Origin of the sequence: Paenibacillus sp. GCM10027626 (assembly GCF_042676285.1) — a bacterium.
GTDB lineage: Bacteria > Bacillota > Bacilli > Paenibacillales > Paenibacillaceae > Paenibacillus_Z.
The window spans coordinates 462,811-482,844 of record NZ_JBHTHC010000002.1; the positions used below are offsets into that span (position 1 = coordinate 462,811).

General features: G+C 52.3%; 13 protein-coding genes. 8 read left to right on the forward strand and 5 right to left on the reverse strand.

The window, feature by feature from the left end:
* The first annotated feature begins 278 nt into the window (after positions 1-278).
* Together ACFQ0N_RS05955 and ACFQ0N_RS05960 are read left to right on the forward strand one after the other, a co-directional pair.
* Positions 279-2,375: a TerD family protein gene (locus tag ACFQ0N_RS05955; RefSeq protein WP_379323805.1), complete on the forward strand. Its 2,097-nt coding sequence runs from the start codon at positions 279-281 to the stop codon at positions 2,373-2,375.
* Between the two features lie 319 nt (positions 2,376-2,694).
* On the forward strand, positions 2,695-4,773 hold the full coding sequence (locus ACFQ0N_RS05960; RefSeq protein WP_379323807.1) for a HelD family protein: 2,079 nt from the start codon (positions 2,695-2,697) through the stop codon (positions 4,771-4,773).
* A 744-nt stretch (positions 4,774-5,517) separates the two neighbouring features.
* Here ACFQ0N_RS05960 and ACFQ0N_RS05965 read toward each other — a convergent pair.
* The 4 genes from ACFQ0N_RS05965 to larE all read right to left on the reverse strand — a co-directional run bounded on the left by ACFQ0N_RS05965 (position 5,518) and on the right by larE (position 8,798).
* Positions 5,518-5,997 carry a GNAT family N-acetyltransferase gene (locus ACFQ0N_RS05965; RefSeq protein ID WP_379323813.1) on the reverse strand — a complete coding sequence of 160 codons (480 nt, stop codon included), beginning with the start codon at positions 5,995-5,997 and terminating at the stop codon, positions 5,518-5,520.
* A 390-nt stretch (positions 5,998-6,387) separates the two neighbouring features.
* Positions 6,388-7,269, reverse strand: coding sequence for a nickel pincer cofactor biosynthesis protein LarC (gene larC / locus ACFQ0N_RS05970; protein ID WP_379323815.1), 882 nt, complete (start codon positions 7,267-7,269; stop codon positions 6,388-6,390).
* A gap of 3 nt (positions 7,270-7,272) precedes the next feature.
* On the reverse strand, positions 7,273-7,968 hold the full coding sequence (larB, locus tag ACFQ0N_RS05975) for a nickel pincer cofactor biosynthesis protein LarB (RefSeq protein ID WP_379323817.1): 696 nt from the start codon (positions 7,966-7,968) through the stop codon (positions 7,273-7,275).
* On the reverse strand, positions 7,965-8,798 hold the full coding sequence (gene larE / locus ACFQ0N_RS05980) for an ATP-dependent sacrificial sulfur transferase LarE (protein WP_379323819.1): 834 nt from the start codon (positions 8,796-8,798) through the stop codon (positions 7,965-7,967). The genes larB and larE overlap by 4 nt, the downstream gene beginning before the upstream one ends.
* Positions 8,799-9,042: 244 nt before the next feature.
* Between larE and ACFQ0N_RS05985 the strand changes: the two genes are divergently transcribed.
* The 5 genes from ACFQ0N_RS05985 to larC2 are packed head-to-tail and all read left to right on the forward strand — an operon-like array spanning position 9,043 to position 14,396.
* Complete coding sequence (locus ACFQ0N_RS05985) at positions 9,043-9,825, forward strand: HAD family hydrolase (protein ID WP_379323821.1); 783 nt, start codon at positions 9,043-9,045, stop codon at positions 9,823-9,825.
* A 4-nt stretch (positions 9,826-9,829) separates the two neighbouring features.
* Positions 9,830-10,819, forward strand: a complete 990-nt coding sequence (locus ACFQ0N_RS05990; RefSeq protein ID WP_379323823.1) for a DUF4432 family protein — start codon at positions 9,830-9,832, stop codon at positions 10,817-10,819.
* Positions 10,816-12,804: a GSU2086 family protein gene (locus ACFQ0N_RS05995; RefSeq protein WP_379323825.1), complete on the forward strand. Its 1,989-nt coding sequence runs from the start codon at positions 10,816-10,818 to the stop codon at positions 12,802-12,804. The genes ACFQ0N_RS05990 and ACFQ0N_RS05995 overlap by 4 nt, the downstream gene beginning before the upstream one ends.
* Positions 12,805-12,808: 4 nt before the next feature.
* Positions 12,809-13,942 (forward strand): bifunctional heptose 7-phosphate kinase/heptose 1-phosphate adenyltransferase, encoded by a 1,134-nt coding sequence (locus ACFQ0N_RS06000; protein ID WP_379323827.1) that lies wholly within the window; start codon positions 12,809-12,811, stop codon positions 13,940-13,942.
* Positions 13,920-14,396 carry a nickel pincer cofactor biosynthesis protein LarC2 gene (larC2, locus tag ACFQ0N_RS06005; RefSeq protein ID WP_379323829.1) on the forward strand — a complete coding sequence of 159 codons (477 nt, stop codon included), beginning with the start codon at positions 13,920-13,922 and terminating at the stop codon, positions 14,394-14,396. Before ACFQ0N_RS06000 ends, larC2 begins: the two co-directional genes overlap by 23 nt.
* A 99-nt stretch (positions 14,397-14,495) precedes the next feature.
* Here the strand turns inward: larC2 and ACFQ0N_RS06010 are convergent, their stop codons facing one another.
* The gene (locus ACFQ0N_RS06010) at positions 14,496-15,692 is read right to left on the reverse strand and encodes an ROK family transcriptional regulator (RefSeq protein ID WP_379323831.1); all 1,197 of its coding nucleotides are present in this window, start codon (positions 15,690-15,692) and stop codon (positions 14,496-14,498) included.
* A gap of 466 nt (positions 15,693-16,158) precedes the next feature.
* Between ACFQ0N_RS06010 and ACFQ0N_RS06015 the strand changes: the two genes are divergently transcribed.
* The gene (locus tag ACFQ0N_RS06015; RefSeq protein WP_379323833.1) at positions 16,159-20,013 is read left to right on the forward strand and encodes a glycosyl hydrolase family 28-related protein; all 3,855 of its coding nucleotides are present in this window, start codon (positions 16,159-16,161) and stop codon (positions 20,011-20,013) included.
* The last annotated feature ends 21 nt before the right edge of the window (positions 20,014-20,034 follow it).

The following is a 20,034-nucleotide window of genomic DNA, read 5'->3' on the forward strand; positions in this document are numbered from 1 at the left end:
TACTTGCGCCCTGTTCGCATGCGGTTATAGATGCGACAATAGGAACCAAGAGGCCGCAAGCACTCTAAGTAATGCAAGGTCAAGCGGCGCTCGAGGTCCTCCGGCTATTGTCAACCTTCCTTCTAACAACTTTCCATTGTACCAGGTTGCAGCTTTCCGGGGGATAACGGTGAGCAGCTGCCAGGCTATCGTCTTTCTTCCTTCTATAACATCTTGGGAAATGAAATAGAGAGGCGGCTTTCCTGGAGCTGACACCCTATTGAAAGGGGAAATTTTAGATGACACGAAATGAAATTTATATGCGCAGGAACGGCAAAGTTATCGTCTTGCAGGAACAAAGAGAGCTGCCGGCTGCAATGCTAGCCACTGCGATGAAAAATATAGCTGCATTAGGATTTACTTTCTCGCCGGCATTGCTTGCTGCTTTGCGAACATTGTCAGAGGTTTCCTTCATGAGATGGTATAAACCAATGGTTCACTCTCTTAGGCAGCTTGTTGGCGCACATGTGAAGTATAAACCGATGTATCCGAATTTTCCGCAGCAGGTGATGGAGGCAAGTGAGGCTGAGCTGTACTTGGAGGCGATTTTCCACTATTGGACATTGGAATTGCCGAATCATGAGAAAGTAAAGCGTACACCGCTTAAGGATATCGTAAAGCTCAAAGTTATCGAGTTAGGCGATGAGCGGGATTTTCGTCAAGTGATGCTTCAGCTCATACAAGCAAATACCTCCATTTCGGAAACGGATCGCAAGGATTTGGCATGGGTGATTGAGAATGAGGAACATCTTGAAGAACTGCTGCCGGATGCTATCCCGCATAAGGAGCAGCTTGGCTTTATTATCGCAGCATTGCTTCGTTGTAATAAAGCAGGTGTCATCAACATCGGACGGTATGTCCACACTGCGACAGATGTGCTGCGTCTAGCGGTCGCTTGGTCGGAAGGCGATATGAGTCTTGCCACAAATACGCGCTTCCGCAAGTTTAGTCGTCCTGAACGCCGTTTGCTGCTCGGCCTGCTGGAGGGCTGCCCTTCACGGATTGAAGATATGCTGCGATACCGCGACTGCTGGGTACGTCTTGGTGAGATCCTGCATCCTGCTGAGTACAAAAAACGTTACCCGCTAGCTTGTGAAGCTTTCGATATTGTGCGTAACGACCGGCCCTATGCAACCTTTGGCCAGCGTATCGAGCAAGCGCTGCTTTACTGGGATATCGATCAGGCGGTAGAGTTGTTAATGCAGCGTCCGGGCGAGTTTGCCCGCCGGCTTGATCATGTGCTCCGTCTGGAAGGTGAAGAAAGTGCCTGGATCGTTTCCTTTTTTGCATCGGTAGCCGATCGGGTAGCAACACCAGTTCTGCTGCAGGTGATGGCACATTTCAAGCATCGTCAGCATGCAGAAGATCTTCGGGTGTTTTTTCCGAAGGGGGTTGCAGCCAAAGCGTTCACGCTTCAAGATACGCGGCTTTCTGTTGCACCGGATGCATGCGCGGCTGTAGTAAAACTGTGCGAGCAAGTGCTGCAGGACCGTTTCTCCAAGCTGCCGCCGCTTGGTAATGTTTATTTAGATGATCAATTAAAAAACTTTTTGGTGCCTTTTTCTCAACGTTCCGCGAGCAAATCGCTGCGTACCCTTGTCCGCGGCAGCAGACTGGCGATGCCAGCAGGGGATACAATTCGTTTTTTCCTGTGGTGGAAGGAAGGGAAAGTAGACGGAAAAGAAACCGGCAGAGTTGACATTGATTTGTCGGCAATCCTGTATGATGATAACTGGCAGTACATGGAGCATATCTCATATACCAATTTACGTTCAGCGTGCTACAATGCCGCGCATAGCGGAGACATTGTTTCTGCACCGAAGGGTGCCTGCGAGTTTATCGATATCGACATTCCATCGGTTTTGGCGTATGGCGGACGCTATATCGTTGCTGCGCTTCATTCATTTACAGGCCATGCTTACTGTAATTTGCCTGAATGCTTTGCCGGCTGGATGATGCGGCAGCATCCGAAGTCGGGGGAGATCTTTGATCCTGCTACTGTTGTTGACCGGATTGATTTGTCTGCTGATACGCAAATTGCGATTCCGATCATTCTGGATTTGGTTGAACGGACTGTCATCTGGTGCGATCTTGCTTTAAGGCGTTATCCGAATGTCTATAACAATGTAGAGGCAAACCAGAGTGGGATTGTTGCAATGGGCAAAGCGATGACAGCATTAAATAAGCCTACCCTGTTTGAACTATTCCGTTTGCACGCTTTGGCACGAGGTCAGCTTGTCGATCGGGTTGAGGATGCTGAGACGGTATTTTCATTACAACGGGGAGTTACTCCATTTGATATCGAGACGATTATGGCGTCGTTCCTGGCTTCTTAGCCGTGAGGAGCGGCGTCTGTTCGTTTTTCGTATAGAAAATTATTCCACGCCCGCTATTTGCATATGCCTGTATTTCGTTGCAGTTTTACCAGCATTATGATATATTGTTTGTTCGCAAGCGTGCGACTGCAGCATAGTTTCGTTCTGATTGGCGTCAGTACACCGTTGCTGGAGCTGTGACATAAGTGGCGCGGGCGCGAAAGCGTTAAGCAAAAGGATATCGGCAATATTGAGCCGCATGGGAATGCGGCTAAAGGCATCTGACTAGCTGGCCTCAACATTGTTTGATCCTATCACTATGGAGTGGAGGGTAACTGACATGACCGATCAAAGTGCCTTTCAACACGAAGCCGAACGGATCGAGCAGGTGCTCGAACGGATCGCTGCACAGCTTCGTGCGATTGGTCCCCGGTACACGGGGGATGATTTTACAGAACAAATGCTGGATCTGCAGCGCGTACAACGTCAGGAAAGGCTGGAGGTATCGCAGCGCGAGCCGTACTTTGGCCGCCTCGATTTTCAGGAGACGGTGCAAAGCGAGTCGAAGCCGCTTTACATTGGTAAAGCCGGGGTTGCGGATGAAAGAACGAACGAACTGCTGGTCATTGATTGGCGCGCTCCGGTAGCCAGTCTGTTTTATTCGTTCAGCGGCGGTGAAGATTCGGTTGTCTATGAGTCGCCGGACGGGCCGGTCGAAGGACTTGTTCATTTGAAACGAAATTTAATGGTGCGTGACAGCAAGCTTGAGCGGCTTGTGGACAGCTATGTCCGCGGCCAGGATGGAGAAGCGGTTACGGATGAATTTTTATTGTACCGGCTTGGCGAGAACAAGGATAACCGCCTGCGCGATATTGTATCGACGATTCAGCAGGAGCAGGACCGCATTATTCGGACGGAAAAAAATAAAGCCGTTTTTATTCAAGGGGTAGCGGGAAGCGGAAAGACGACGGTTGCACTCCACCGTTTGGCCTACTTGCTCTATGAGTATGCCGGAAGAATCAAGGCTGAGCGGATGGTCATTTTTGCCCCGAACCGCATGTTTCTCGACTATATTTCAGGCGTCTTGCCTGAGCTGGGAGTAGGCGACATCGCACAGACAACCTTTGCGGAGTGGGCTATCGAACAGCTGCAGAATAGCGTTCGTCTCGACGATTCAACCGACACACTCGCCTATTGGTTTGAGCAGTCAAGAACAAAGGATGAGATGAGCAGGGCGCCAGGACGGTTGAAGGGCAGCCTTCAGTTCAAGCAACTGGTGGAGAATAAGCTGCGTGAAACGGAGGATCGCTTGCTGCCGGTACAGCCATTCGAACCGATGGCCGGTATGGAGCTGCAGCCGAAGACGATGCAGGAGTGGCTGTTGACCGATGAGAGCGGCGAGCCGGTTATGCGGCGGCGCGATCGTCTCGTAAGCCGGTTAAAGCGCTGGTTTGAGTCGGAATGGAAGAGCAGGGGATTTACGGATCGTAAAGAAAAGTCGAAGGCAAGCTCGCGGCTGTCAGCCTACAGCAAAAAAATTCCTTCCTTTACTGCGGTGCAGCTGTATGCTGCGCTGATGGACGATCCGGCCGTTGCAGAGTTGTTGCCGGCAGCGGAGCGCGCGGCGACGAAAAAGCGGATCAAGCAAGGCCTGGCCGCACCCGAGGATTTGGCGCCGCTTGTCTATATTCAGCTGCGGCTCTACGGATCGGAGCTGGCCGCTTATGATCATATCGTAATCGACGAAGCGCAGGATTATTCGCCATTTCAGCTGGAGGCACTGCGTTTGCGGCAGCGGCAGCCGTCGATGACGGTACTCGGCGATTTGCAGCAAGGGATTCACGGCTATGCCGGTATTCATAGCTGGTCGGAGCTGCAGACATTGTTTGCCGAGGAGGATTGCGGTTATTTCGAGCTGGATCGCAGCTATCGTTCCACGATGGAGATTATTGAGTTTGCCAACCGGATTTTGCGCGGCATGGGGGCTGGGGTGAAGCCGGCAGTACCGGTATTCCGCAGCGGCGAGGAAGTGGAAGTGACCGCCTGCTCATCGGAGGAGGGCCGCATCTCGCAGCTAACCGAGACGGTGCAAAATTGGCAGGCGCAAGGGCTGTACAGGACGATTGCCATTCTTGGCCGTACGGCAAAATCGTGCGAGCAGATTGCAGGACAGCTGGCAGCTGCCGGCATCCATGCATCGCTAGTGCAAAGCAAGCAGGAAGCCTACAGCGGCGGCTTGACGGTCGTGCCGGTCTATTTGGCCAAGGGGCTGGAGTTTGATGCGGTACTGATTGCCGATGCTGATGCCGGGCAATACGGACCAGACGATGCCAAGCTGCTCTATGTTGGCTGCACACGGGCGCTGCATAAGTTGAAGCTGCTGTACAGCGGCGAAAAGAGTGAGCTGATTGAAGGATAGATGGGAACTTTCGCGGTTTAGGAGCTAGAGCCGCTGTTCGCATCCGTGCTTCCGTGCGGAAGATGAAAGGTCAGGTTCAGAATGTATTGTTCTGGACCTGACCTTTTTTAATGATTTGGGGGAAGATTCGGCGGCCTGCAAGCCGCCAGATGCTGCATTCTCATTGCCCTGTCTATTCACGGACACGGCTTTGAGCGGGCAACCATGAGCGGCAAGCGAACCTGTGATCCGCTATTTGCTCGAAAGGTTTGCGGTACAAATGTTGCAGAAAATACAACATTCGAACCCGCATTCTGCTGCTATAGAGGCAAATGTTGTACGTTGTGCACGTCTGTTGATTATCCAAAAAAAGTAGTACATAGAGCTCAACCTTAAAAGCTGATCTCGACTTCCTTTACCCCAAAACTAACTGGATTTTATGTAGGTAGATACGCCCAGAACAGACGATTTTTGCAGTCTAACTGGAAATCATCCAGCTAGTTTGGGCCAAATCGAGTCTATCCATCTCTAACTCCCATTCTAACTGTAGGTTTTCCATCTAGTCCGGCTATCTAACGAACAAAACAAAAAACGAACTGTAGAAAATCCATTTAGTCGGCCATTAAAAATAAATTCCCAGTAAAATAGAGCTACAAACCACAACCCATATTGTGGTAAATCGGCAGCCTCTCACGGTCCGCTCGGTCCTTACAGGTCCCGCTCAGGTCCGCTCTGCTCCGCTTTGCCCGTGGTTAGACGCCGTTGTCACCGCTCACGCAGCACGACAAAATTTTCGATATGCTGCTCAGGCAGGTTCCAATATTTTCGCAGCAAATCATCTTTCTCCTGGTCGGAGACGAGCGTGAAGCCCTCTTTCTCATAGAAAGCGATCGCCCAGGTTGCCCCTGCCCATGTTCCGATCAGCATCGGCTTCGAGGCATGTTCCTTAAGATGACGCAGCAGCTCTTTGCCGACGCCTTTTCCGCGCTGGGCTGTCAAGACATAGGCGTGACGGATGATGAGCACATCTTCCTTTTCCTGTATCCCCATAATCCCCTGCAGCGCGCCATTTTGATCAAAGCCCCAGAAAATTACACCATTGGCGATTTCATCGGTAAATTCTTCCCAGCTCATATACGGCACATGGTAAAGCTCTGCTGGAATAACATTTTTGTAAGCGGCAGCGGAGTCGTTAATGATGTGGAACATACGCTCGACGTCATGATGATTGCATAATCGGATCATAAGTTGGCCTCCATTCCCATTCCAACAGTATGACTGCTTATTTCGACGGCCGTAACTATATTCCTGCCGGATGGGCGGAAGGACCTATTCATTTTGGACGGAATTTCTAAAAAAAAAGCGGAACAAATCCAAAATTTCAAGACGTTGCTTCTTGAGAGAAGTCTTCTTATAATCGGGGGTATATCGGCCAAGGAGCTATGCAATCGGTTTATTTGTAACCAATCGATGGTAGAGCGTGATAGGAGGGCGCTGAAGAAATATGAAGCAAAAAGGCCGAAAACAAGGGGCTAGCCCAAGCCCTGATTCAGCCTTTTGACGATAGCCTGGAGAAAGGGGCTTTTCCCCAGTAGTTAACACCTATTTATGGGAAGTTAGTTTTGGTGAACTGGACTAATTGTGGGCATGTTCATCATGCTCGTGCTTGTGATGCTCGTGTCCGTGGCCGTGACGATGATCATGATGGTGATGCTCGTGATGGTGTCCATGGTGGTGATGGTGACTTTCGTGCTGTTCTTCAGACATGCCGGATGTCAAGAAGCTATCGTCAATTTGTCCGAATACAACACGGAGCACGTTGGGGCGTTCCCGCAAATCCCGAGTTCCCGCTCCATAACCGACCGATGCTATCGTCATCGAGGGGATGGCCGTCTCAAATTTGTCCACTAGGGCACTGATAATGCCGGCTCCTGTCGGCGTAGTCAATTCCTTGGCGATTGGTACGTAAGCGGTTGGCACGCCTTTCATCATTTCCAGAGTGGCCGGAGCCGGCACGGGATAAGTGCCGTGCGCGCAGACGACGGTTCCGCAGCCGAGCGGAACGGCCGAAGAGCAGATGACATCGGCCTGAAGCGATTCAAGGGCGAGCGCCACGCCGACGGCATCGACGATTGAGTCCACAGCGCCGACTTCATGGAAGTGAACCCGATCCAGCGGAATACCGTGAATTTTTGCTTCGGCGATTCCGATTTTTTCGAAAATGGCCAGGCTTCTTTCAACGGTACGTTCTGGAAGCCCTGCTTCCTGAATCATTCGCACAATTTCGCTGTAATGGGTATGATGGACAGGAGGAAAGGCGGGATCGGGAATGACGTCGGCCTTCAACGACGATATGCCGTTTTTATTTACAGTTTTCCATTCGATCGAATAAGGAGTTAACGGCAGTTTTGCCAGTTCCCGCTCGATAAAAGCTTTGTCGGCACCCGCATCGACAAGCGCGGCAAGCGCCATATCGCCGCTGATGCCGGAGATGCAGTCCAAATAAACGATTTTCATTTCTTATTGCTCCCTTCGGATGGATTTGTGAATGTTGGCTGCAGCATAGGCAGCGCCAAAGCCGTTATCGATGTTGACGACGGTCACGCCGGGCGCACAGCCGTTCAACATCGCGCCCATGGCGATCAGCCCGTTTAGGCCGGTGCCGTAACCGACGCTTGTCGGAACGGCAATAAGCGGCCTGGCTATGAGCCCGCCGAGCACGCTGGGCAATGCACCCTCCATGCCGGCGATGGCAATCACGACATCGGCATTTCGCAGCGCATCCAGCCTGGATAATAGGCGGTGGATGCCGGCCACGCCGACATCAGTAATGCGTTCGACGCGGCTCCCCATAATTTCAAGGGTGACAGCGGCCTCCTCAGCCACGCGCCGATCGGATGTCCCTGCGCATACGACGGCTATATACCCCTCTCGGGATGGGGGAGGCAGAGGGACGAATCCGGTTATTGCCTGTGCTTCCGAATGGTACAGTAAGTCGGGGACGGCGGCGGTGACAAGGGCGGCTTTTTCGCTGCCGATGCGCGTCATCAGCAGCTTATCTGATTTCTCCCTCATCCGTCTGGCGATTTGTATGAGCTGTTCCGCCGTCTTCCCTTCTCCATAGATGACTTCGGGAAATCCAAGACGCGATTCTCTGGCCGTATCTAGCACGGCAAAGCCCGTATCCAGCTCACCTTCGCGCTGCGAACCTGTCATCCGATTTCCCTCCCCAAGAGCGCCTCGTTCATGCTGCCCGTTCGATAGCCTTGCAAATCAAGTGTAATGTAACGGAAGCCGAGGCTTTGCAATCTGGCGCTGATCGTTTCGTGTTGCTCCACCGCTTTCTGCATCTCCTCGGGAAGAAGTTCAAGGCGCGCCATGTCCCCGTGATGTCTGACCCGCACCTGGAAGAAGCCGAGATCGAGCAAAAATTGCTCCGCTTGGTCGAGCTGGTCGATTTTGGCTCGATCGATCGGCGTTCCGTAAGGAATCCGTGACGAGAGGCAGGCGAAGGACGGTTTGTTCCAGGTCGGCAGCCCGAGCGCTTTAGACAATGTGCGGATGTCCTCCTTTGTCATACCGGCTTCCACCAGCGGACTGCGTACGCCTTCTTCTGACTTGGCGGCTAGCCCCGGACGGTAATCGCCGAGATCGTCCAGATTTGTACCATCTAATATATAGGGAAGACTATGAGCTGCCGCCAGCCGCTTCAAATGTGTGTACAACCCTTTTTTGCAATGATAGCAGCGGTCGGGAGCATTGGCGACAAAGCTGCGGTTGTCCAGCTCCGAAACTTCTGTCAGCAGGTGGTTCACCTGCATGTCAGCGGCAAGCTTCACAGCTGCCTCGAATTCCCGGCTCGGAAATGTCTCCGAAGCGGCAGTCACGGCCGTCGCGCGATCCCCTAATTCCTGCTGGGCTCGTTTTAATAGAAATGTGCTGTCGACTCCCCCGGAAAAAGCAATCAGGACACTGCCCATTGAGCGGAGAAGCGTTCCAAGCAATTGATTTTTCTCGGGAAGCGTTAATAATGCCGGATCGTTCATGCAAAATCCTCCTTATAGAATGAATGTAGCAAATTAAATTAATTATTAAAAAAACAGTTGTTCTCTTAGCCCCCCTCGTTATATAATCTACTTGAAGTATAAGTCAGCAACAAAAATAAGTAAATATCTTAATAAATAAGAAAATAAGATGTTCACTTTTGCAAAATCCGACCATTAAATGTGGGAGCAACCGTTTTTTATGCCAATTTAACTTAATAATTAAGAAAATTGTGAGGGACAGAGCATGACAAATGTAAAAGCCGTATTATTCGATTTCGATGGCACGGTATCGACGCTTCGCGCAGGATGGGAAGACGTCATGAGGCCATTTATGAAACAATCGATTGCCGGCAGTCGGAAGCTGAAAACCGAAGAGGAGACTGCCCTGGAACGAAAGATCGACGATTATATAGATCAATCGACCGGAATTCAGACGATTTACCAAATGATGTGGTTGGCCGATACCGTTCGCGAGTGGGGATGGAACGGCGAAGTATTGGATCCGTGGACGTATAAGGCGGAATACAATCGGCGCTTGCTGGAGCGGGTGAAAGAAAGGATAGAGCGGTTAAAGAGCGGGGAATTGCAGGCTGAGCAGTTTCTGATCAAAGGATCGGCTGAATTGATTGGCGAGCTTTATCGCCGCGGCGTCGAATTGTACGTGGCAAGCGGAACCGATCATCCTGACGTGATGCATGAAGCCGAGGTGCTTGGCATCGCACCTTATATGCAGGAAATCGTGGGCGCGCCGGTTGGCAAAGCCGAATGCTCCAAAGAGAAAGTGCTGCAGGATTTGATCCAGGCCAAAGGTTTGCATGGTCATGAGCTGGCCGTCATTGGGGACGGCAAGGTGGAGATTCGCCTGGGCAAAGAAGCCGGGGGACTGGCGCTTGGGCTGGCAAGCGACGAAGTACGCAGAGAGGGCATCAACCCGGTCAAGGAACGACGGCTCAGAGATGCCGGAGCGGACTGGATCGCGGGCGACTTCCGGAATGCCGGCGAATGGCTCTCGCGATTGGGTCTGTAACGCCATGGCTCGACAATACCGGACCTGCCGCAACTATGGATGCCGCTTAACGGATGATTTGGTTTATAAAGGATACCGGAGCATTTTGCTTGAGAATGAATTGCTACAGGTGATGCTTCTGCTGGACAAAGGCGGGGAACCCGTTCGATGGCTGGACAAAAAGTCCGATACCGATTTCATTTGGCATACGCGAACGGGACTTCTGCCTGCACATTCGCTCTATCCCGACTATCAGATGTCCTATTTGGGAGGATGGCAGGAGATGCTGCCCGAAGTGAGTGAAACGCATGTTTACCGCGGAGCGGTCGTGCATCGCGGGGAAACGGCGATTACTCCCTGGGACTACGAGCTGATTCGGGAGGATGACGAGGAGCTTAGGGTGCGTTTGACCAACCGGCTGAGGTCGTTGCCGCTCTTCATCGAGAAAACGTTCATTTTACGCCGCAACGATGCGTTGGTGCGGATCGAAGAGACAGTGCGCAATGAAGCGCCTGTTCCAATCGAGTTCAATTGGGGGCACCATTTGGCCTTTGGCTCGCCGTTTCTCGATATCGGGACCAAGGTGGAATTTGCTCCCGGTTCAATCGTGCTTGATACGGCTACGGGGAAGAAGCGGGAATGGCCCGCCGCTCCGGGCGACGGGGAGCCCCGTGATTTATCGGTGATGGCGCAGCCTGGAACATCGCGGCCTCTGCTGGCCGTGGAGACGCCGGAGGGCGCGTACCGGCTACGCAATGGCAGTAAACCGGTTGCGCTGGAGGTACGCTGGGATCGGAATGTCTGGCCGTACGTCTGGTATTGGCAAAACTTCGCCGCCGACCCGAATGCGCCTTTTTTCGGTTGCGAGTACAACATCGGGCTTGAGCCGTTTAATGTTCCTCCGAAATGGACGCTGGCGGAAGCGGCGGCAAAAGGAGCGGCATTGCATCTGGAACCGCGCGGCGAGCTTTCGTCTTGGCTCCATATTGCTATTAAGGAGGATCGCGGTGTATGAGAATTCACGAAAGATTGTCATTCGACTCGATTAAAACCAACTCGGTTTATTCTCGAACGAATCTGGTAACCATCCGCAACATGGCTCGGCCTTACGAGGATGAGCCTGCAGACTGGCCGCAGGCGGCGGCCGAACGGCAGGCCTTCGAGGAGCTGGCTGAACTGATCGTTGAGACGAGGGCGGCCGGCAAGCCGGTAATCTGGTCCATGGGCGCTCATGTCATTAAAAATGGTTTGTCCCGCTATGTCATCGAGATGGTGCGCAACGGCATTGCAACTCATGTTTCCGGTAACGGCGCGACCAGCATTCATGATTTTGAACTGGCGTTTCTCGGCGAGACATCGGAGGATGTAGCTCGCGCTATCGAAGACGGCTCGTTCGGCATGTGGGAGGAAACGGGACGTTATATGAACGAAGCGATCCAGCAGGGTGCCGCGCAAAATCTTGGCTATGGCGAAAGCCTGTACCAGTATTTGAACAACCGCCCGCAGCGGTTTCCTCATTACGATGACTGCGTCTTTGTACAATGCCAGCGCTCTGGCGTGCCGTATACATGTCATATTTCCATCGGTACGGACATCATTCACCAGCATCCGATCGTCGATTTTGAGGCGCTTGGCCGTACGAGCGGCAAAGACTTCCAGACGATGTGCCAGTCCGTAGCGGAAATGGCTGACGGCGGCGTATTTCTCAATTTCGGTTCGGCGATTTCCGGTCCGGAAATTTTCCTGAAGGCGCTTAGTCTATGCCGGAATGAAGGGTTAGAGATGAAAAATGTAACAGCGGCTAACTTCGATATCGTTCCGGTTTACGCTACGCAAGCTCCTTCCAAATCGGAGTCGGAGTTCTATTACCGGCCGCGGCGCAATTTTATTGACCGATTGGGGCAGATCGGCGGCAAAGGGTATCTGTTTCATGGACTCCATCAGATAACAATTCCCAGGCTGTTTCACCGTGTGCTGCAGCTCAAGAGCGCGAGAAACGTCGAGTTTCCGCCCTATTCCCGCAAGGAGGTATTGTCCCGCGATCAGAGGAAGCTTTACCCAATCGCCGAGCGCAAGGCTGACCTGACGGTTTCGCGTCTGGCAGGAAGGAATGCTGTCCCGGACAGCCGGTGGCCGGGATCGGACGATCCGAATTTCCGGACGCTGGCGCTGAGGATTCAGGAAGCCCGCGAACGCGGGTGCGAGGTCCTTGTATCGCTGGGAGGCAACGTCATCGGTTCCGGGATATCGCCGGACATCGTCGAGCTGATCGACAAAGGCTACATCACCCATTTGGCGCTTAACGGAGCAGGTGCATTCCAGGATCTGGAGCTGGCCGCATTCGGTCAAACCGAAGAAAGCGACGGCAACTCGCTGGAGCGCGGACGATTCGGCATGTGGCGGGAGCCAGGCGATATGCTGCATGCAGCACTGAGGGATGGATACGCCAAAGGACTTGGTTACGGGGAAAGTTTGATTAGCCATATGACGACCTGCCCGGACTTGTATCCGTACCGCCGCTTCAGTCTGTTGGATGCCTGCAGCCGCAAAGGGATTCCGTGCACCGTACATGTGACGCTTGGAACTGACGCGATCCAGCAGCATCCGGATGTCGATTTTGCCGTTCAGGGAGGCGCCAGCGGAAGGGATTTTCGTCTATACACCAGCACCGTTACCCGTTTGGACGGTGGCGTATATGCCAATTTCGGCTCTACCGTAACAGGGCCGGAAGTGCTGCTTAAGGCGCTGTCGATTGCGCGAAATCTTGGATATGCGGTACACCGGATCACAACTGCCAATTTCGACATCGTAAAGCTTGGCGATTATCATCGCAAAGTAGGTTATGAGGATTGGGATTATTACTACCGCCCGCGCAAAAATATCATTCATCGCCCTACCAGCCTTGGAGGAGATGGATTTCATTTCGAAGGGCTGCATCAGGAAACGATACCGGCGCTCCGGCTTGCGCTGCTGGATCGTGAAGGAGAACAGAGGGGGTAAATGAATGGAACGACAAAAGCTGGATTTCGCTCATCAAAAACAGGAATCCGTACAGCTGCCGTCCATTAATCTGACGGCCGCGGAGCGGTTTGAAGGGATATCAGGGCAACGGATCGAGGAACTGCTGAACCGGATTGGATCGCTGCGCGCAGGCGTCCTCGGCGACGTTTGTCTCGATGCATACTGGGTTGCCGATCTGACATGCAGCGTGTTGTCCCGTGAGACGCCGCATTATACGCTTCCGGTTGTGGAGGAACAGTATTCGCCCGGAGCGGCAGGCAATGTGGCGGCCAATCTGATTTCGCTCGGCTGCCGCGAGGTAGCCGTCTGCTCGGTTATAGGCAACGATTGGCGCGGAAGTTTGCTGCGGCAGCAGCTTGTTGAGCGCGGCATCGATACGTCTTATCTGTTGACGGATGACGACTGGATCACGCCCGCCTATTGCAAGCCGATCCGGCTTGGCCTTCAGCGGGTAAGGCAGGAGGATCCGCGCATCGATTTTCAAAACTTCCGCAAACTGCCCGATGGGGTCGCTGTAACGCTTGCCGAGCGGCTTGATACAATGGCGGAGCGGTGCGACATCATAGCGGTCACCGATCAGCAGCTTTTCGGCATCATCGGCGAAGAAATTCGCAACAAACTGGCGCAATGGGCCGCCCGCGGCAAAATTATCGTTGTGGACAGCAGAGAAAAGATCGGATTGTACAAGGGTGTTATCGTCAAACCGAACGAGGTGGAAGCGAGTCAGTGGTTCTATCCGGAAGCTAATCCGAAGGATTGGACGCTAATGGAATGGGCCGGGATGGCTCGGCGAATGTCTGGCGACGTGCAGGGGGTGTGCTGCATGACGCTCGGCTCGGAAGGAGCGATCTGGGCGGAAGGGGAGCGCTGCATATTCGTTCCGACACAACCGGCCGAGCCGCCGATCGATATTGTAGGCGCCGGAGACGGTTTTGCCGCTGCTATGATGTGTGCGCTCGGAGCGGGCGGAACAGGTCCGGAAGCGATGGCATTCGCCCATCTTGCGGCGTCTGTCGTTATTCGCAAAATCGGTACAACAGGCACGGCATCGCCGCAGGAGATCCGCACGGCGTATGCCGGACAGGAGGGGAAGGATGGAGTTCTTCGACGACCATAAACAGGAACATAAGGAAAACGAAATGGTCCTTCTGCAAACGAATATTGACGATATGAATCCGGAGTTTTGCCCCTATGTGAGTGAAAGATTGCTTATGGCTGGCGCGCACGATGTATTTTGGGTTCCGATCCTCATGAAGAAAGGGCGGCCGGGCTTTCTCCTCAACGTGCTGACGCACGAGAAGCGGCTGGCTTCCATAGAGCAGATCGTTTTTGAGGAAACGACAACGCTGGGCATGCGCTATATTTGGACGGAATGCAAACGGTTAGAGCGGCGCTGGGAGGAGGTGCAGACCGCCTGGGGGACGATCCGGGTGAAGGTTGGCCTGCACAATGGGAAGGTGGTACAGTTTGCTCCGGAGTATGCAGATTGCGAAGTGGCGGCAAAAGCGCATAACGTACCATTAAAAGCCGTATATGAAGCGGCGAAGAAGCATTTTCCGGGATCGATCTGAAGAGGAAGGAGGATGTCGCCATGATTTGTTCATTTTGCTCATCTTAATCGGAAGCCCTCAAGCCTCCAATGCCATTTGGCGCTGGAGGCTTGATCATGTTTATGGCGTTTCTTGAGGAAGATAGTTGGGTAGCATTTGCAGGGGCTTGGCGAGTAGTTCGCCGAACACAAGCGCCGCGGCGCCTACGGCATTCTGGGACGCACCGAAAGTAGCGGATTCGATATGCACGCGATCCTGCGCGAAGGCGTAAATTCTCGCTTTTACCCGGCTGCGAATTTCGTCCATATGCATTGTCAAATAAGGATAGAGTCTTCCCCCTAATACGATGACCTCCGGATCGTACGTATTGAATAAAGTCGTGAGCGCGGATTCCAGATAATAAAGTGTTTCCTTCAGGCATTCCGCTGCTTTGACGTCTCCTTGATTCACGGCTTGGAAAAAATCGTCGATCGTTTCGCCCCCGCCCCATCTTCGCAAAATTCCCGGGATTGAACCTACCGTCTCCCAGCATCCTTCGTTTCCGCAGGCGCAAACCGCCCCGTTCGGAACGAGCGTGATATGGCCGACTTGTCCGTATAATCCGTTCGATCCGACGACAATTTCTCCTTTCATTATGACACCGCCGCCGATCCCCATTCCCATCGTGACGAATAGCAGATCTTGCACCTTGCGGCCCAAGCCGTACCAGCGTTCCGCCAATGCGGATGCGCGCGCGTCATCCTCGATGCAGGTTTTCAAACCAAACCTCGCTTCCAGCGCGGATTGGATCGGATATCCTTCCCAACCGGGAAAATTCGGAGGCTTTAGCAGATTTCCGATTTTTTTGTCCATTGGTCCGGGAATGCTTGTTCCGAGCCCGATGATCGGGCTGCCTTTTCCGGCGGCGTAGGCTTTCATCGTTTCGAGATGAGGGGTGATCAGATCAAGCACTTTTTCGGGATCATGGATTCCCACAATATTGCCTTCCACCGATTTTAAAATCCGTCCTGTGAGATCGGTCAACACGACCTCGTATGAAGTGCGCCCGATATCGAGGCCGACGATCAAATAGCGGTCTTGTAGATACTTAAGCATGATCCGTTTGCGGCCGACGGTACCGGATGACGTTTCCGATTCGCGGATGAGCCTGAGCTGAATGAGTTCCTGAGTGAGATTGGTGATCGTTCCCGATGTCAATCCTGTCAATTCGACCAGTTCGACTCGCGATAACGTTTCGTGCTCCCAAATTTTTTGCAGAATGAGAGCCATATTTTGTTGTTTAACCTTCTGCAGGTAAATAGGTTTTATGTCGGTCATAAATCATTACCTCTTTTAGTTTATTAATTAAGGTTATTATACTAAAGAACAGTAGAATGCGCAAAAAGACCTTTACATTCCGAAAAGAATTGCCTTAATAGCTTGGAATTTAATTAATAAGAAAATAAGGAAAAATTCATTGATAAAGAACTTTACAAAACAATGAATATTAGATATATTGAAAACATACAAGTTGATTAACACGTCTATTGGTATATGATATTTCTCTTTGTATGAGGAATCAAGCGGGAGGAATTTATTTTTGGTAATATAATTTAATCATTAAGTGAAAATGCGGATGACAATGTTATTGAACAATTAGTGATGGCTCGAAATTTTTTTTTCACAATCCCCTTGAAAGCGTCTCCAACTGTAAGGGAGGTGGTTTTGGCGAATTTGGCGGATGCATTCATCTATCGCCGTTTAAACGTTTCGTGACAATCATGATACTTAGGGGGGATTGAGGGTGAAGGGGAACAGGAAAACTGTCTTTTGGATATTAAACTTGGCTCTGATTGTATCGATGTTTATCGTTATCGAGACACTGCCCGCTACGGCGAAGGCGTCAGAGAGAGTCTCAAGCAATACGAATTCACTGCCGTACAAGGTGCAATACGACAATATTGCAGCGACGAACGGAATCGGCACCATGCGAAAGAACAACTTTCAGCAAATTGGCGCTTCCGGGACGGTTCTGGAATTGGCGGTTGCCAATGACGGCTCGACGGCCAATAAATATGTATACAGCAAGATTTCGAATAAACCTTATACTTTTCAGGCGGGGGACTATATCGAATACGATGTAAAGTTGTTCAGCAATATAGGTGACGCTGGAGGAATCGAAATTTACACGATGTCAGGAACCCCTTTCCGGGATTTGAGCGGGTGGCGGGATCAGAACGGCATTGTCGGCCATCCCGAAAGGGATTTATCCGGTTATGCCTACAACAAATGGTTCCATCGCAAGCTTCAGGTACCGCCTTCCATGATCGGTCAAACGTCGGCCCATTGGGACATCGTGGGTGAAAACAACAACCATTCGATCCGTTACAAGACGCAGTATGACAACATTGTTGTGACCGACGGGAACGGGACGGTCAGGTCTGTCATCTTCCGCGACGCAGCGGATTACAACGCTTCCGGCGATGTACTTGTGTCCGGCGTAACCTCGGCTTCTGTTACAACGGTCAATATTGGCAGCGTGTTGCCTGCAATTCCTGCGGGCGATGTTCTGGACTTTCAAGTGAAGAACGGGACGGGCACGCCTAGCAAATATGCCTACAAAAAGTTTTCTAATGCTTCGTACACGTTTGTGCCGGGTGATTACGTCGAATACGATGTGATGCTGTATAACGCGATTGACGGTTCCGGAGGAATCGAGATTTACAATACGGACAATACCTTTTTTCGCGATATCACAGGGTGGCGGGATCAGAACGCGCTCAGAGGGCACCCGGCGGAAACCATTTCTGCGAATGCTTTCGCCAAATGGTTTCATCGCAAGCTGGAGGTTCCCGCTGCGATGGTTGGAAAAACGGCCTCGCAATGGTTTGCGGCTGGGGAGAACGATTCGGACTCGCTTAGCTACAGGGCGCTATACGACAACATCGTCATTTCTGATATAAACGGAATTGAGCGATTCAAGGTGTTCAAAGAGGCGTCGGATTACAATGCAACCGGCGATATGAACAGCTCCGGCATCTCCTCCAGTACGATATCGATAAGTGCGTACAGCGAAGGTACGGTAGTGCCGGCAGTCGTAACCCCGGTCAACGCGACAGAGGATGTCGTCGTGGCCGGCGTAACAGTGACCAATGCGCCTTACAATGCGGATAACACCGGGGAGGTCGATTCGTCTGCGGCCATTCAGGCGGCAATCGACGATGTGTATAATGCCGGCGGCGGAGTCGTATGGATGCCAGCGGGCAAATATAAAATCAATTACAGCATTCAGGTGCGCAACCATGTCACTTTGCGAGGCGACTGGAGAGATCCGGACAGCGGCTCGGGAAGCTATGGCACGCTTATTATGGCCTATGCCGGCAAAAACGGCGGACAATCGGATCCCGGCTTGTTCCGGATTTGGGGCAGTGCGGGCGTCAACGGGCTTACGGTCTATTATCCGGAGCAATCGGCTGCCGCACCTGTTTCCTACCCGTCTACCTTCGAAATACTCGGCAGATCGGTCGCGGAAGACGGCTATATGTGCGGGGCGGTGCAAAATGTGACGTTGTTGAACAGTTATTTCGGCGTTATCTCAAAAGCGCATGAAATGCATACGATCCGCAACGTGAAAGGAACGGCGCTCATGAAGGGGCTTGCCCTTTACGATTCGGCCGATGTAAGCGAGGTCGAGAAGGTGTGGTTTAAGCCTAATTATTGGGCGGACCTGGATGCGTCCGTTTCCTCCGTCAAGCCTTCAAGCGCGCAAATCGCGGCATGGACGCGGGCTAACGCTACGGGGATGGAACTTTCCGGTCTGGAGTGGGATAGCTTCAACAGCATTCACCTGTCGGATTTCAAGGTAGGCGTTGACGTCATTCCTTCATGGAGATCGTTTAACGGGCATCTATTCGATGTCCATGTCGAGAACAGCAATATCGGGCTGCGAATTGACAACATTCCCGAGCAGCTGGGAATGGTTATCGCCAACTCCTCCTTTAAAGCCAATCAGGGATCAAATCCGGTTGCGGTACGGATTAACAGCAATAATGCAACGGCGATTCAATTCAACAACAGCGTTATTGGCGGAGGAGCGTCGAATGCGGTTCAACTCGCGGGCGATGCCTTAGCCAACTTCCAGAATTGCACCTTCGACGATTGGACCGGCACTTACGCGCTCGTGGCGAGCAAAGGAACGCTTGCCGTTGAAGGATCGACGTTTACTCCCTCGCTGTCTTCAACGAAGAAAGGGGTGCAGCTGCAGGACAACGTATCCTCGGCCGTATTGTTAGGAAACGATTTTACCGGCGCGCCGGGCAATCTGCTCGACAACGCCAGCGCCGGGGACGTCAAAAGGCAGGATACCGGCTATACCCTCGGCAAGTCGAATGTCGGTTCATATCCATACAAGCCGAACAGGCCAAAACCGGCAAGCAGCCGTTTATATAACGTCAAGGATTACGGTGCGGCGGGCAACTCGTTCAATGTGAACCCGGCCATAGACGATACGAATGCCATTCAGTCCGCCTTGGATGCGGCAGGCTCGGCAGGTGGCGGCACAGTCTATATACCGGCGGGGATCTACAAGATTGCGGGGCATCTGAACGTGCCGGCCGGAGTGGAGCTGCGGGGAAGCGATGACTCGCCTCACCGGGTGGCGGTTTACGGCCCTGCTACAGGCACGATTCTTTACGCTTATGAAGGCAAGAATACAGCCGATCCCGATACGGCTCCGCCATTCATTTTGTTGAACGGAGCAAATGCCGGAGTGCGGGGCTTGTCCGTGCATTACCCGGAACAGGCGACAGACAACGCGTTGAATATCGCTGCTTATCCATGGACGATTCGTGGCGCAGGAAGCGGGATTTACGCGATGGACGTCAGCTTCGTCAATGCGTACAAGGGGATCGATTTCGCCACAAACGCCACGGACAATCACTACATTAACCATATCGGCGGCACCGTGCTAAAAGAAGGAATCCGTGTAGGCAACAGCACGGAAGGATGGGTCGAGAACTGCCTGTTTAATATTACGTACTGGGGAAGGGCTTACGGATTGCCGGGCAATCTGGAGGAAGGATCTATGATGTTCCCGGTGGCGGGAAGCTACGTCAGCGCCAATTTGAACGCTTACACGGTGACCGGTGGGGCGCAGAATGAGCACATGCTCAACACGTTCGTATTCAATTCCAAAAACGCCTTTACTTTCGAGTCGACGGCCAATGCGACAGTTCTCAACAGTGCCTCCGATTATCGCGGAAATGCGATCCAGGTGAAAGGTACAAGTGCAAATGGAGTCAAAATGGTCAACTTCCTCAGCAGCAGCTTCATCGATGGCAGCGGAGGATCGAACGCACTGAGCAACAGCGGCGGTATAATAAGCGTGTATAACTGGAATACGAAGGACGATTTTAATTACGCGCTTGATCAGTCCGGCGGCACCACGTTCATACAAGGAGCGTCCTTCGCTCACAATACAGCAAGAGTTGCTGGGGGGAGCGCAACCGTAAACGGCGTTTATTTCAGGGATAGCGGAACTCAGGCGAATGTAGGGTCAGGAGCCGAAGGGAACTTCTGGGGCAACATAGGCGGCAACGGTTTTAACGTTCACTATGCGGGCGGTTCGAGCGGGATGGCTGCATTCAATATCAGAAGATGATCGTGAAAATAAGAGGTGGTC

What these genes read in the sequence shown, in the direction of transcription:
- ACFQ0N_RS05955 (WP_379323805.1), top strand. Translation starts at nt 279, where the DNA reads ATGACACGAAATGAAATTTATATGCGCAGGAACGGCAAAGTTATCGTC.
- ACFQ0N_RS05965 (WP_379323813.1), bottom strand. Translation starts at nt 5,997, where the DNA reads ATGATCCGATTATGCAATCATCATGACGTCGAGCGTATGTTCCACATC.
- larC (WP_379323815.1), bottom strand. Translation starts at nt 7,269, where the DNA reads ATGAAAATCGTTTATTTGGACTGCATCTCCGGCATCAGCGGCGATATG.
- larC2 (WP_379323829.1), top strand. Translation starts at nt 13,920, where the DNA reads ATGGAGTTCTTCGACGACCATAAACAGGAACATAAGGAAAACGAAATG.
- ACFQ0N_RS05990 (WP_379323823.1), top strand. Translation starts at nt 9,830, where the DNA reads ATGGCTCGACAATACCGGACCTGCCGCAACTATGGATGCCGCTTAACG.
- ACFQ0N_RS05995 (WP_379323825.1), top strand. Translation starts at nt 10,816, where the DNA reads ATGAGAATTCACGAAAGATTGTCATTCGACTCGATTAAAACCAACTCG.
- ACFQ0N_RS06000 (WP_379323827.1), top strand. Translation starts at nt 12,809, where the DNA reads ATGGAACGACAAAAGCTGGATTTCGCTCATCAAAAACAGGAATCCGTA.
- ACFQ0N_RS05960 (WP_379323807.1), top strand. Translation starts at nt 2,695, where the DNA reads ATGACCGATCAAAGTGCCTTTCAACACGAAGCCGAACGGATCGAGCAG.
- larE (WP_379323819.1), bottom strand. Translation starts at nt 8,798, where the DNA reads ATGAACGATCCGGCATTATTAACGCTTCCCGAGAAAAATCAATTGCTT.
- ACFQ0N_RS06010 (WP_379323831.1), bottom strand. Translation starts at nt 15,692, where the DNA reads ATGACCGACATAAAACCTATTTACCTGCAGAAGGTTAAACAACAAAAT.
- ACFQ0N_RS05985 (WP_379323821.1), top strand. Translation starts at nt 9,043, where the DNA reads ATGACAAATGTAAAAGCCGTATTATTCGATTTCGATGGCACGGTATCG.
- larB (WP_379323817.1), bottom strand. Translation starts at nt 7,968, where the DNA reads ATGACAGGTTCGCAGCGCGAAGGTGAGCTGGATACGGGCTTTGCCGTG.